13 protein-coding genes are annotated in these 14858 nt (G+C 32.6%); 5 read left to right on the top strand and 8 right to left on the bottom strand.

Going from position 1 to position 14858, the window contains the following annotated elements; all coding sequences use genetic code 11:
* Together lysC and asd are read right to left on the bottom strand one after the other, a co-directional pair.
* Entirely contained in the window at positions 1-1359 is a 1359-nt protein-coding gene (lysC, locus tag H6622_14155) for a lysine-sensitive aspartokinase 3 (GenBank protein MCB9062663.1), read from the bottom strand.
* Positions 1356-2357: an aspartate-semialdehyde dehydrogenase gene (asd, locus tag H6622_14150; protein MCB9062662.1), complete on the bottom strand. Its 1002-nt coding sequence runs from the start codon at positions 2355-2357 to the stop codon at positions 1356-1358. Before asd ends, lysC begins: the two co-directional genes overlap by 4 nt.
* 332 nt (positions 2358-2689) lie before the next feature.
* On the opposite strand from asd, the gene H6622_14145 reads away from it, so the two are divergent.
* From H6622_14145 to H6622_14125, 5 genes are all read left to right on the top strand, one after another.
* Positions 2690-3787 carry a hypothetical protein gene (locus tag H6622_14145; GenBank protein MCB9062661.1) on the top strand — a complete coding sequence of 366 codons (1098 nt, stop codon included), beginning with the start codon at positions 2690-2692 and terminating at the stop codon, positions 3785-3787.
* 14 nt (positions 3788-3801) lie between these two features.
* On the top strand, positions 3802-4071 hold the full coding sequence (locus H6622_14140) for a hypothetical protein (GenBank protein MCB9062660.1): 270 nt from the start codon (positions 3802-3804) through the stop codon (positions 4069-4071).
* Positions 4072-4269: 198 nt separating this feature from the next.
* Positions 4270-5463: an FIST C-terminal domain-containing protein gene (locus tag H6622_14135; protein MCB9062659.1), complete on the top strand. Its 1194-nt coding sequence runs from the start codon at positions 4270-4272 to the stop codon at positions 5461-5463.
* 2 nt (positions 5464-5465) lie between these two features.
* Complete coding sequence (locus H6622_14130; GenBank protein ID MCB9062658.1) at positions 5466-8312, top strand: response regulator; 2847 nt, start codon at positions 5466-5468, stop codon at positions 8310-8312.
* Entirely contained in the window at positions 8281-8664 is a 384-nt protein-coding gene (locus tag H6622_14125) for a response regulator (GenBank protein ID MCB9062657.1), read from the top strand. The genes H6622_14130 and H6622_14125 overlap by 32 nt, the downstream gene beginning before the upstream one ends.
* An 82-nt stretch (positions 8665-8746) precedes the next feature.
* Here the strand turns inward: H6622_14125 and H6622_14120 are convergent, their stop codons facing one another.
* The 6 genes from H6622_14120 to H6622_14095 all read right to left on the bottom strand — a co-directional run bounded on the left by H6622_14120 (position 8747) and on the right by H6622_14095 (position 14840).
* Complete coding sequence (locus H6622_14120) at positions 8747-9352, bottom strand: hypothetical protein (GenBank protein MCB9062656.1); 606 nt, start codon at positions 9350-9352, stop codon at positions 8747-8749.
* 87 nt (positions 9353-9439) lie between these two features.
* Complete coding sequence (pheA, locus tag H6622_14115; GenBank protein MCB9062655.1) at positions 9440-10270, bottom strand: prephenate dehydratase; 831 nt, start codon at positions 10268-10270, stop codon at positions 9440-9442.
* Positions 10271-10274: 4 nt separating this feature from the next.
* A complete protein-coding gene (locus H6622_14110; GenBank protein ID MCB9062654.1) occupies positions 10275-11000 on the bottom strand; it encodes a prephenate dehydrogenase/arogenate dehydrogenase family protein in 726 nt (241 codons plus the stop codon).
* The gene (locus H6622_14105) at positions 11000-12175 is read right to left on the bottom strand and encodes a pyridoxal phosphate-dependent aminotransferase (protein ID MCB9062653.1); all 1176 of its coding nucleotides are present in this window, start codon (positions 12173-12175) and stop codon (positions 11000-11002) included. Before H6622_14105 ends, H6622_14110 begins: the two co-directional genes overlap by 1 nt.
* Before the next feature lie 10 nt (positions 12176-12185).
* Positions 12186-13271, bottom strand: coding sequence for a bifunctional 3-deoxy-7-phosphoheptulonate synthase/chorismate mutase type II (locus H6622_14100; protein MCB9062652.1), 1086 nt, complete (start codon positions 13269-13271; stop codon positions 12186-12188).
* Between the two features lie 147 nt (positions 13272-13418).
* Positions 13419-14840: a hypothetical protein gene (locus tag H6622_14095; protein MCB9062651.1), complete on the bottom strand. Its 1422-nt coding sequence runs from the start codon at positions 14838-14840 to the stop codon at positions 13419-13421.
* Between the last annotated feature and the right edge of the window lie 18 nt (positions 14841-14858).

Here is a 14858-nt window from a genome sequence, read left to right as displayed (position 1 = left end):
TTATCCTAATAGTTTTTCATGAATTTTTCGAACAGCATTTTCACCATCTTTCTCTTTTACTAAAAAACAAAAATTGTGTTTACTCGCACCTGCGCAAATCATTCGTATCTGAATATCTTCTAATGTGGAAAATAACTGATTTGTAAAACCAGGGGTATGATTAATCTGATTTCCGATAATTGAAACAAGAGACAAGTGTTGTTCGATTTTTACTTGTGAGAAGAGTTCAAGGTCACGTACCAACTTTCTATTGATTATTTGATTATTGTCTAATGTTAAAGCAATAGAAATTTCTGAGGTTGTGATTGAATCAACACTCACTTTATGGCGGTTAAAGACTTCAAAAATTTGATATAAAAAACCATGCGCATTAAGCATTTCTGGAGTTGAAATAGTTAGGAGAACTTGATTTTTTTTGAGAGCAATACCTCGAACCAAAGGATTGTTCTCAGTTTGTTTGCGAATCCAAGTTCCATTGTCTTGTGGAGCATAACTACTCCCAACAAACACAGGAATATTGCTTCTTTGACAAGGCAATAAAGTTGTAGGGTGTAGAATTTTTGCTCCAAAACTGGCCAATTCTGATGCCTCTTTAAAAGAAATTTCTTCAATTTGTTTTGCGTTTTGATAAATTCTTGGATCTGTTGTCGCTATTCCTGCGACGTCAGTCCAAATTTCCAAAAGATCTGCGTCAAATGCTTCAGCGAGGATAGCAGCTGAATAATCACTTCCTCCACGCCCAAGAGTAGTGGTATGTCCATCTTCATTGATTCCAATAAAACCTTGAGTGACATAAATGATATTTCCAGTAAGAATTTTTTCCTTATGATTTTGAGCATGAACTTTGATTTGATCAAAATTTGGTCTAGCTGTCCCATATTCGTCATCAGTTGTCATCACATTGCGTACATCAAAAAATTGAGCAGTTAAGTCGAGACCTTTTTCATTAATCACTTTTTGAAGAGCATAACTACAAAGTCGAGATGAGAGTCTTTCTCCAAATGAAAGAACTCTGTCTTTTGCTTTGGGTGAACAGTCTTTTAAAAGATTGATTCCTTTAATTAATGAATCGAGTTCATTTGTAAGTTCATTTAATTCAAAGTAAGTATCTTCACTTGCTGAAAGTTCTTCAGCTATTGATAGATGTTTATTTTTTAGGGACTCAAGCTTTATTTTTGTTTGATCCCATGAATCAGTAAGGGCGAGTTCAATTAATTCAAGAAGCTCATTTGTTGTTCCTGAAGTTGCAGAAACGACCATAATACTAGCATTTCTTTCTATCGTGATTTTACTACTTCTTATCATGGCCTGTGCATCGGCCATTGATGTTCCTCCAAATTTGGATACAACTATGCTCATGAGTTGGTCTCCGTTAAATGATTATGCAAAAGTTCTAAGTTTAAAATTGCGGCCCCGGCCGCACCTCTAACAAGATTGTGTCCCATAGATATTAGTCCAATAGTTTTTAAATCTGGGCCTTGTTTAATGCGGCCAACATGGGCACGTTGGTCATACTGAGTAATATCCTTAAGAGGTTGTGGTCTAAAGGGATCAAGATAAAGTTTATAAAGTTCTGGGAACTTTTCTTGAAGTTCACTAAATTTCTCAATAACTTTTTCCTCTTTCACTTCTTCTTCAAACACAACATGCATAGCAACTGTGTGACCGTGCAACACAGGAACGCGGTTAACATGAGTAATAATTTTTAAATCGATACACTCATTGGGAGTTCCTAAAATTTTTAAAGCTTCTGTTTCAATTTTATCCTCTTCATTACCAATATAGGGAATGATATTTCCCAAGATGTCCATAGAAGAAACTCCTGGATAACCAGCCCCACTGAGAGCTTGTAGAGTAACAACACTTAAAAAGTTAATCTTTCCAAGATCGAGTAAGGGTCTCAGTGCAAGAGTTAAGAAAACGGTTGCACAATTTGGATTAGTGATAATTTTACCTGGTGTCTTTTGATTTCCAATGAGCTCTAAGTGAGATGGGTTTATCTCCGGGATAATTAAAGGTGTATTTTTGTCCATTCTAAAGGTTGAAGCATTGCTTACGACATGTATCCCTTTTTGAGCGAGATATGGTTCGGCAATTTTAGCAATATCACTGGGAAGTGATGAGACTGCATATTTTGCTGTGATATCTTCATATGATTCTAACATCATATTTTGGTAAATAGTTGGCATCTGAGCAGTTTCGCGCCAATCACAGGCATCAACATAGCGTTTTCCAATATTTTTGTCCGAAGCAACCAACTGAGTAACCTGAAAAAGTGGATGATTTTCAAGCATGGCCAGCAGTTTTTGTCCAACAGTTCCTGTAGCACCTAAAACAGCAATTGAGATCTTTTCCATTTTGGAACACTCCTCTATATATAAATGTAATGTGGATAGCTAAAAAGTTTTGATACCATGAAGCTCTCCACGTTGTTGTGACAGTCTTTGGGATTCGGCCCAAATAACCAACCATTTGTCTCTTCCCCATACACAAATGATTTCGGCGAAAATCTCCCTGGCCTTGGATCAACGGTGGGAAAACCTCCCTCAAAGCTGCCTAGTTTACGCTCCTCTTCAGTATAGCAACAATAAACGACTAAAACCTTTTAATCAACCTTAGATTTTAGCTTTGTGAAATATTCTTATTATTTTGAGTTTTTTTCTAAATAGTATGCATTTATAATAACTGTATGAAATTGTTCTTTGTCTTTTTTTTATTATTCATGGCCAATTCATTTGCTCAAACTAAAGATGCTAGATTTAAGTATGAGGTTTATGAAGGTGACACATTAACGTCAATTATAAATGAGTTTTCTACTGTAGAATTAAATACAAGTGATAAACTATTTGAGAAAGTTAAAAACGATAATCCTTCAATCAAAAATTGGAATCAACTAAAATCAGGCTCTATTTTAAGATTAAAAATACCAAGAAACATAGCAAATATTAAAAAGATAAAAAAATATATCAATATTCAAAGAGCTAAAAAGTATTATAGTTCACTTAAAAATGGAGGGCAGAATTTTTTAGTAGATAAAGAGGATAAGGCCAAAGTTTTAAAATCCAAAAGTGGTAATCTAACAAGTATTGATATTAATATAAAAAAAGAATTAGAGTACAAAATCAATAAGAAAAATACATATATTGCTCCGGTTTATAAATATGGGATAAAAGCATTATCAGAAAATTATAATAATAATTCAACGAAACTTAATGACTACTATTTAATGGGTTTTGGTATACAATTTGAACATTTCCAAAAGTTAAATAACGGTAATATCCTAGACCATTACTTCCATTATGAGTTTTCTAATTCTCTTAATCTAGAGGGTTTTGGCAAACAAACTGACATGAATGCACTTTACAAAGTTAGATATTTTAATTTTTTATCAATATTTAGAACTCTTTTGGCCCTTCATTATGATAAAACTCACAGTCTGGCCATTGTACAATCCAATACTAACGAACAGTTTATGAGATCAACTTCTTCTATCCTCATGGGCCCAGGAATAATGGGTAACTTAAAGATAGATATTTTTGAAGTAACCCTTGAAATGATGTATTTATTTGATCTTATGTCTTCATCAGAAATTACAGCTTCAACAACCAATACTTCAAATTTTGCAGCTAAAAATATTTCTGGAGGAAAATTTTTATTGTTTGGAGAGTTACTTGTTCTAGATAAATACTTTGTTAGAGGAGTTATGGGGATTCATCGTTTAAATGGTGATTCCGAAGTTTCGTTACTTAAAACAGAAGCATCTGTAGGATATAAATTTGGGTTTTAGAAAAAGGAAGGATTATGAAAAAATTGATTACTTTAGTATTTTTACTCTCGTCTATTCAAATCTTCTCTCAAGAAGAAAGTATAGATTCAGGAAACTTTGAAGAAATGAAACAGAAAATGATGACAAGAATTGATAAGAGAATTGCTGATATCAATGAACATAAGGCCTGTGTTAGTGCTGCATCTGATATTGAACAATTAAAAGAATGCAGGAAAAAAAATAAACAAAAAAAACATCATGACAAAGGTATTAAAAAAAGAATGGGAAAAATGGGGGATATGTAAAGAAGTAAATAAATTCTTTTATTATAATACAGTTATGTTAATTTTTAGTTCAATCATTCAATTCTAAAGATCGATTTAACTGAATATTGTTAAGAAAATTGTTAAAATTAAAAGGATATTAAAACTTTTCTGAACCTTGTTAACATTGAGATAAGATTATATATCCTTCATATAAAAGTACATATTCAAGGAGGAGCTATGTCCATCTATTTTGGAGCAGGAGTTAGTAAAAGCAAAAACATAAAAGAAGCAGTTAGACAGTCTGTTAGTCTTGCGAAAAAAAATGCTGGCATTGACAAGGTTGATTTTGCATTTGTCTACTCAACAGTGGGTTACGATCAGGAGCTTTTAGTAGAATTATTATCTCAAGAATTAGATGGAGCTCATTTTTCTGGATGTTCTGGGGTTGGTGTCATTGGGCCAGACTTCACTAATGAAGAAAATTTTGCAATTTCAGTTCTCGTATATTCTGGAGATGAGCTTTTATTTGAGAATATATATTTTGAAAACCTTCATAACAATGATGAAGAAATTGGGAAGAATATTGCAATTTGGGCAGAAGAATTTTCAAATGATGCAAAAGCGCTTTTTTTGTTTCCGGAAGGACTTACATGTAATTATGACGCTCTGAAAAGAGGATATGAAAATACTTCAATAAATATTTTACCTTTATTTGGAGGATTAACTGGCGATAATTTTTTGATGAAGAAAACATTTCAGTATTGTAATGGAAAATCTTTTTCAAATTCTATTGTAGCCACAATTTTAAAGGGAAACGTTGATCTATTATGGGATGTAACTCATGGTTGCTCACCTATTGGAGAAGTAAGAACAATAACAAAGTGTAAGGGTAATGTTATCTTTGAAATGGATCATCGACCAATCTTAGATGTTTTAAAAGAATATTTGACTTCAAGTGATATTGATAACTGGGAAAGTGCAGTTGCAAATATTTGCCTTGGTTTTAAGGCCGATGAAGATATCTCAAAAGATTATGACGAATTTATTATTAGGTTTATTCCTGCAAAAAACGATTCCGATGGATCAGTTACACTTTCTTCAGAAGTTCAACAGGGGCAGGAAGTTTGGATGGCAAGAAGAGATCAAGAAAGAATAGAAAATGGAGTTGAAACAATGATTAAATCCATTACTAAAAAATCTAGAGGACGTGAACCCCTTGCCATTTTTCATTTTGACTGTGCTGGCCGAGGTAAAATGATAATGAATCATGAAAAAAAAGAAAATATCGTAAGAAACTTTCAATCTAATATTAAGGGTGAAAATGCATGGTCAGGTTTTTATACATTCGGTGAAATTGCACCTGTTAATAATAAAAACTTTTTTCATAATTATACTGCTGTCATTTTAGCACTTTATAAAAAAGAAGATTAAATTTGGAAGATAATAATTTACTTTTAGAAAATTTAACTGTCGAAAATGAGAAGTTGAAAAAAACAAATAAGCTTCTTTCTGAACAAGTCCATAAGCTCATCAAAACGGAAAGTTCACTTTATAGGTTTCAAGAACAATTAGATGCCCAGATGAGAATTTATAAGTCTCTACATAAATTAGGTAATAAATTTTCCTCTCTTAAGAAAAAAGAAGATCTGTACAAAGTAATAGGTGAGTTCATTGAAAATGATATAAACGTACAAAGATCTTTGTTTTTTGTCGAAGAAAATGGAACGTTAATTTGTAAGTATAAGTTTGGATACTACGAAGAGAACGATATTGAGTTTTTAGGGCTCGAATTGCCTAATTTTGTTTCAGATTATTTACACAACAATAATGAATATTTTGAATCATATCATTGTAAAAATAATGATGCGAAAATTTTTTTAGAGACAATTGATCTCTGTGAATTTTTAGCAATCCCACTCAGTAAAAATGAAAATAAAAAAATAACCTCAGTGTTTTTGTGTGGCAATAGTGAGTCAAAAAGGAAATTTTATTCAAGAATAGTTAAAGGTGATTTGTATCATATTGGAATGGCCAATATGGCCAATCAGGCAGGAATTGCAATACAAAATATAGAAAACTTTTCTGCACTTTTGGAAGAAAGACAACAGCTTGAAAACAAAGTTAATGAACGAACTGTCGACTTAACCCATGCTTTATCTGAAATAAAGAAGCTTGATAAGCTTAAAACTCAGATGTTTGCCAATATTTCACATGAGTTACGCACTCCACTAACTCTTTCCCTTGCTCCTCTTGATTTAATTAGAGAAAAATACTTATCACAATTATCACAACCTGTTGTCGAGCATATAGATGTGATTCATAAAAACTTAATTAAACTCTATTCATTAATTAATGAATTTTTAGAATTTTCAAAATTGGAAGCTAACGAATCTCAATTGAATATATCACCTATAAACGTCGAAAAAGCAATTCAGATATGTTTATCTACTATGAGATCAGCTCTAATGAAGAAGAAAATATCACTTGATTTTAAAAAAGAGTGTGCGCAATCAAATTTATTTTTAGATATTAGAAAATTTGAAAGAATCATTATTAATTTACTTTCAAATTCCTTTAAATTTACTCCTGTTGGCGGGCATATTGATATCATTATCAAAGATAAAAATGATTACGAATTTCAAATAATCGTAGCTGATAATGGAACTGGCATCCCTAAAGAATTGCACTCGAAAGTTTTTGAGAGATTTTCCCAAGTTGATGGTTCTGAAACGAGAGAATTTGCAGGTACCGGTATCGGTCTTGCGATGGTGAAAGAATATACTGAACTTCATCATGGGGAAATAAAGATTGAAGGTGATCTTAACCAAGGCACGAAAATGATCCTCACTTTTAAAAAGGGTAAAGATCATTACAAGAACTTAAAAATAAACGAGTTACTACAAGAAATTGATCAAAATCTAATTGAGAATTCAATTATAAAGGATTTTTCTTATGAAAACGGCCTATTAGAAGATGATCAGATTATTGAGAATTCTTCAATCCAATATGATGAAAGTCATCAAATTCGTACGAATTCTAAACCGAATGAGGTACATGGAACGATATTAGTTGTTGAAGATAACATAGAGCTAAGAAAGTTTTTAAAGGTCTTTTTAAGTGAACAACATAGAGTTTTCACTGCTCGTGATGGACTGGATGCCTGGAATAAAATACAAAAAATAATACCAGATATTATCATTTCTGATGTGATGATGCCAAATATGTCTGGAAATGAGTTATGTGCAAAAGTTAAAAATGATTTTCGTTTTTCTAGAATTCCATTTATTTTGTTAACAGCAAAAATGGATTATGATTTGAAGCTTATGGGACTGAAAATGGGAGTCGATGATTATATCAATAAACCATTTAATCCAACAGAATTACTCGCCAGAGTTAATAATATGATTAAATTACGGCAGTATCAAAAAAACTTGATTACATTAAATAATGATTTAGACAGTGCAAATAAGAAAATAAAAGACCAGCAGAGCTCATTAATTAAAAGCGAAAAAATGAATGTTTTAGGAGAAATTGTAGCGGGAGTAAGTCATGAACTAAGCTCACCACTTCTGGCACTTTCGAGTGGTTTATCCTGGTTTAATAGATATATCGATGATTTAGAACAGCAATTAAAAATTTATAATCAAAATTTGGATTTAATAGATACTCAAGCACCACGAAGAAATAAAAAATCAAAAATAATGAATTCATCAATAGAAAAGATGAGACATCACATTAATAAACTCAAATCTTATATTCGTTTTCAAGCAAGTGAACAGAGTGAATATGATTTAAATAATGAAATTGAGACATCGCTGCATATTCTTGATTATTTAAAACCATCTCATGTTACAATCGTTAGTGAACTTCAGGAAGGAATACCTAGAATTAAAGGAAATGCGGCAGAAGTAAATCAATTATTAAGTAATCTAATAAAAAATGCAATTGAGGCAATACCAGAGGATAGAAAAGGTCTAATCAAAATTGAAAGTAAATATAATATTGCGGGGTTTGTACAATTAAAAATTAAAGATAACGGAAAAGGGATTGATAAAAATATACAAGATGGCCTTTTTAAGGAAATTAGAACTTCTAAGGAGAAAGGTACTGGAGTAGGTTTATATCTTTGTAATACGATTATCAAAAATAATAAAATTGATGTTGATATTGATAGTACTCAAAATGTTGGTACGACGTTTATTTTAACATTTAAAGAGTTTATAAAAGCATGTAACAATGGATTGAATAATGTTGAAGAAAAGAAATTTGTTTCTAATTGATGATGTTGAAGATCTGGTTGAAATGATTGAAGATCAGCTAGATGAGTATTTTAACGTAAAAGCGTTCACAAAAGTTGGCCCTGCTTTAAAATATTTAAAAGAGCATTCTGATGAATTAGATATAATTTTGAGTGATTTCAAAATGCCTGAGAAAAATGGAATTGAAATACTTGAAGAAGTTATGGCCCTCAATCCCAATACAACTAGAATTATACTCACTGGTTATGCAGATGAGGATATTATAAAAAACTCTTCACACGTTTATCATAAAGTTATGGATAAAAATGAATATATTGGGCCAAAAGATTTTCTTGAAATGGTTGAAAAATTAGAGGAAAAATTTTTAAAATAATTTCCTCTGCGACTAACAGTCTCGAAAATTACCTGGACCCAGAATCATAGAGAAATATCTTCAGAAAAGAGTTAGTATTTTATTATGCAGCTTTTTTATAAGTTGTTTTTTTTACAATTTTTTTCTTGGCAGTTTTTTTAGCAACCTTTTTCTTCACAGGTTTCTTTACAACTTTTTTGGTTACAGTTTTCTTTGCTACTTTTTTCTTTGCTGTTTTTTTAGCGACTTTTTTCTTGGCCGTTTTCTTTGCAACTTTTTTTGATACAGTTTTCTTAGTAATTTTTTTAGTCTTTTTTCTAGTAGGAGATTTGATATTTTTTTCTTCTTTTATTTCATCAACTGATTTAGCTAATTTTTCTTCTTTTTTCTTTTCAACGTTCTTGTAAAATTTATTTTTGGTTTCAGCATCTTTTCCCTTGGGCTTCTTTGGTTCTTGTACTTTAGGAATAGTTTGGTCTTGCATCACAACTGGCCCTAGATCTTTACCATTATTATTTTGAAGTTGTTTATATTCTGCTATTAGTTTCTGATAAAAGGCCCATGTTTGATCATTAGGAGTACCTTGAAAAGGTGCACTTAATCTTTCCCATACTTTTGGATTAATACTTTTAATTAGCATCAGCAGATACATGCATTTACCTCGATAATTAGCTTTAGTATGATCTTGATTTTTAAAATTTGGACCCATGGCCAGACTCCTTAAAGTGTTATAGCAAGAACTTCTCGGATAAATTCTTTCAAAACTTTAGTGGCCGACAGAAATACTTTTACAATGTTAAATACTTGGATTTTTTGGATAACTTCCTAGGATTTTAATATCCTTGGCATCTTTTTCAAGTTCATTTAAACAATCTTTCACATTTTTGTCGTCAATTGATGATGAAAAATCCACAAAGAAAATATACTCAAATGGATTTTCTATAATTGGTCGAGATTCTAATTTGGTTAAATTTATATTGTGGGAAGCAAAAGATTGGAGGCAATTCAAAAGAGCTCCAGGATGATGTTTAGTAGAGAATGCCAGAGATGTTTTTTCTTTTCTTACGTCAGGAATAACTTTATGCTTGTCTACAAAAACTAAAAAACGTGTGATGTTTTCTTTTACTTTCTGAATGCCCTCTTCAATAATATTTAATCCATAAATTTCAGAACACAAGCTCGATGAAATAGTCCCCAATTGGGAATCTTGTTTTTCAAAAAGCATTTTTGCAGCACCAGCAGTATCATAGAAATATTCGGATTCAATTTTGTGTCGGGTAAGAAAATCACGACATTGACCAAGGGCAATCGGATGAGAATAGACTTTTTTTATCTCTTCAGTTTTGGCCCCTGGCAATCCCAATAAACAGTGATTAATTCTTAAATAGACTTCACCAATTGCATAAATTTGATATTCATAAAACATATCAATATTTATTGTTACACTACCTACAATACTATTTTCGACAGGTAAAATCCCGTAATCTACTTCTCCATCTCTTACTGCTTCACATACATGCTCACTCAAGTCAAATCCATGAACTTCAATATTATCATGATGAGAGAAGAATTTTTTTAATGCCATCTCACTATAGGCACCACGAGTACCTTGAAATGCAACTTTCAACAATTTATCCGACTTTTTCATTAATATTACTCAATGCTTTTAAAAAATTTGTACGTACTTCTGCGGCATATGGATTGTATTTATTCATATCTATAAACAATTGCCAAGTGTCGTTTTCAACTGTTTTTAAAATCTTCATTAATCTTCGATATCCAAGTGTATCTATTTCAAGAGGTTTGGCATCATAGTCAATGAGTGCTCGACCAATGAAATGCGTCAGGACAAGAGAATGGGCAATTTCTTGATCATGTTTATCTGGTGTCGTTTCAATTACATTTATAGAATTGTTAGCTAGATATTTTTTTAAATTATTTAATATTTCAGATTCTATTCTTATTGGACAAAGGGCAACTTTTTTTCCAAATAGTGTATCTTTTGCACTATCTGGCCCAAACATTGGGTGAGTGGCCAGTATTTGTGTGTGTTGTGGAAGATACCTCAACATTATTTCAGAAGGAAGAATTTTAACCGAACAAACATCTATAACGAGAGTACCAGGTTTTAATTTAGGAGCCATTTCTCGAATGACATTTTCAAATGCTGAAATGGGAACAATAGGAATAATAATTTTCTGTTCACAAATTTCATCAAACTCTCCCCACTCAATGCCCATTTTTTTTGCAAGTGGAGCAGAATAATTTTGGTCATAGGCAATTATTTTAAAGTCCTGTGAAAGATATCTCGCAATAAGGGCACCAAGTCGACCAATTCCAATAATTCCAATTTTCATTAGAAGATCCTTTTTAAGGCCTTATATGCTAATTCAAGTTGAGATTCACTCACAGAGAAGGAAATCCTAAGGTGATCTTCTGCTCCAAAAGCACTCCCTGGTAGTAAGGCCACTTTTGCTTCTTTCAGAATATATTCGGACATTTGGATGTCATTCTTGAATTGTTCTTTGTACTTATCTATATTAGGAAATAAATAATAGGCCCCTTCAGGCAAAATACAATCAAAAAACTCACTGAAATACTCAAATGCTAAATCTCGTCTTTTTTTCATGATAGCAACAAGTTCAGATGAATAACTTTTAGGCAGATTTAAAGCAGCGATCGCACCCATTTGCGTAAAGTCACATACATTTCCAGTTGCATGAGATTGAAGTGAACTCAAATTTTTAATAATCTCGGGGTTAGCAAATACATATCCAACTCTAACTCCGGTCATACAAAAGTTTTTTGAAAATGTTTTTACAATGATTAAATTATCTTTGGCCCTTGGATCTAATCCATATAGAGAATAGGGGGACACTCCATCATATCTCAAGTGCTCATAAGCTTCATCTGAAATTAGATACAGACCATTTTTTTTGACAAGATCTAAAAGCTGTTTCAGCGATTCTTTGCCATATACAGCACCTGTGGGATTGTTTGGTGTGTTTATTATGATGGCCTTTGTTCTTGGAGTTATGGCCTTCTTAATGAGATCGATGTCCAATTGATGATCTTTAGTTGGAACAATTACCGGAGTCCCTCCTGCAAGTTTTACACTTTCAGGGAAGGTCACCCAATATGGTGCTGGAATTATTACTTCATCTCTTTCTTCGATTAGACATTGAAAAAGCAAATAGAGAATTTGTTTTGAGCCATAAGCTACAAAAACATTCTCAATGTCAAAATCAGTCGATAGATTGTCATTTTCATATTGAATGATTTTTTCTCTTAGTTGAAGTAGTCCCTTAATCTCTCCATATCTAACCTGGCCATCATCAATGGCCTTCTTTATAGCTTCAGATACACTTTTATGTGGTAGAATATCTGGTTCACCAACATTGAGACCAATTATTTGTTCACCATTTCTTCTGAGTTCTGCAACGATGCCAGCAAGACCTACACTTTTAGATGGTGAAATAGAAAGGACTCTCTTAGAGAGTCCTTTTAGATTATTTTCATTTTTTGTGGACATAGATTTACTTTTATTTCTTTTTATTGCTCATAATTCGAGTTTGTTTTCGAACAGATTCTTCATGGATCACATTGTATAGTTCTTTGATATACTCAGGACTCAAACCAAGAGATTCACCTTGTCTCATTCTATCAATTAGCAATTCATCCATTCGGCTTAGTTGAAGAGCAGTAATATTACATTCTGCTTTGGCCTCACCAATTTTTTCCACAACCTCCATTCTTTGTTGAAGAACTTCTAGTAGATCGTGATCTATTCTATCAATTTTAGCTCTCAATTCCTCTAGGTGATGTTCAAAGTCTTTATCATCAGAACGTTCTGTTTTAAGACTTAATCCTCCTAGGAGTTCACGAAGTGAAGAAGGAGTAATTTGCTGAGCAGCATCGCTCATGGCATTGTTAGGATCACAATGTGTTTCTATCATTAGTCCATCTTGGTTGACATCCATGGCCTTTTGGCAAACAACTGGAACGAGTGATCTATTTCCTGCGATATGGCTTGGATCACAGATGATAGGAATATTTGGGTGTCTTCTTTTCAACTCAATTGGAATTCTCCAAAGAGGCATGTTTCTGTATTTAGTTTTATCTGGAGCTGAAAAGCCTCTGTGTATTGCGGCCATTTTAGTAATACCACAATTATAGAGTCTCTCAAGGGCCCCAATCCAAAGGGCCAGATCAACGTTGATAGGATTTTTTACAAAAACTGGAATATTTGTTCCTTTAACTGCATCAGCAATTTCTTGAATGGCAAATGGAGAAGCTGTAGTTCTTGCACCGATCCAGAGAATATCAATATCGTGTTTGAGGGCCTCTTCCACATGCCATGCGTTTGCGACTTCAGTAGAGACGAGGAGTCCCGTTTCATGTTTTACTTTTTTGAGCCAAGGTAGTCCTAAGCTTCCAACGCCTTCAAATGTTCCAGGTCTTGTTCTAGGTTTCCAGATCCCGGCCCTAAATATTTTTACTTGTTCAATATTCTTTACCTCTCGAGCAACGGCCATAACCTGTTCTTCAGACTCTGCACTACATGGCCCGGCAATAACAAGTGGTTTAGTTAGATTTTGAATGTAAGAATTTAGAGGTTTTATATCCATATTTTTAATCCTTTGGTAGGGCCCTCAATTTACATGTAAAAGGTGGGCAACTTCAACTTATTTTTTAGTATAGGAGGAATTTTTTTTGACAAAAGTCAATTTTCAAAGATTTTTTTGCTCAATCTAAATGTTGAAATTTTGGTCGATTTAGAGAAGGGCATTTATCTTACAATACTGGTACTTGGAGTGACTTTTTATCTCTGTGACTAGATCGTTGACATTCATGTCTATGAGTTTTTTTAACAATTTAGATTGGCCAGTTTTATTGGCACTTTCAAGTTTTATATAGTCAGTAAAGAGTTTGGCATCGCTTAAAATGAGTTTTAAATGATTTTTAAAATTTTCAGCACTAATATTTGGAGTTTTTCCCATTTTTAGAGTTAACTCACTGTATGAAATGAGGTTCATTTTGTAGGCATCAATAGCATTTCCTAGACCTCCAAGGGAGTTGAGGATTTTGATAGTTTTTGAAAAACTGAGCATTTTTTTATTTTTATATTGATCACGTATTGTTTCTTGTATCATATCAAAAATAAGATTGAGGGCCTCAATATGTCTATCAATAATGAGATGTCTTTTATTTGAATCTTTGGTTTTTAAAATGAGATCAATATCACTGAAAGGAGAGATTGGTTTAGATGAGACTTCAAGACCATTGTTTGGGAAATGGTATCTTGCATAATTATAAGTTTTTAAATTTTTCCACCATTTTTTAAAGGATTGATAGTGGTGGGAAGGAAATGCAATCAGGTGATCATGATTTATACCTAATTTGACGCCTAAGTTATGGGCCAATGCTCTGAACTGCAATCTGGATTTTTCACTTCGTGGTTGGCCTTTAAGGCCATAAAAACGATCTTTGAGAATTACTCCGTAGGCCAGTTCTCGGTAGTGTTTCCGATATTCTTGTCTTGCAATGTGAACTTTCAGTAAATCTACTAATGTTGCGTTACCACCAGCATAGTTCATAAACGTTCCAATAAATTCTTTGTTTCTTTTACCTGCCATTCTGGCCGCTACAGTAATGGCCTTACAAATAGGAGTTGGGAAGGGAATAAAAGGGTGAATGACTAACCAGTCAATGGTTTCGCCTATGGCCGATACCATTAGATAAATCCACTTGAATCTTCTAATGCCTACAGACTCGGTTAATATAATGTCTTCAACTAAATTAAAAGCACCAGGAATAACTCGCCAGCTGTTTTTTACAACAAATACAGAATAATTAACTATGTTTTTAAATATTTTATTTACGTATATTTCTTTATTTTCTTTTAAATGGTGGTGATGGCAATGACAATGACTCTCAGCTTTTTGGATATAGTCATCAAACATAATTGAAATGATATGTGCTAAGGATGATTCAGGTATGGCCAAAGTGTCATTTTCAAACTTAACTAATCTTATACTTGGAGTCTGAATGGTGGCACTTGGTCCATATTCATGAATATCACCGATATATTGTTGTATTTTTTCAAGCAATTCGATATGGTTTTCAGGTATATCGTGCGCCTGTAATGATACAGTTAAAATAATTAAGTAAAATGTACAAACAATATTTCTGATCATCTCTTCTAGCTTTTTAAG

This window comes from Halobacteriovoraceae bacterium, assembly GCA_020635115.1.
Lineage (GTDB): Bacteria > Bdellovibrionota > Bacteriovoracia > Bacteriovoracales > Bacteriovoracaceae > JACKAK01.
Note: the sequence above shows the minus strand (reverse complement) of the source record. Positions and strands in the feature narration are given on the sequence as shown.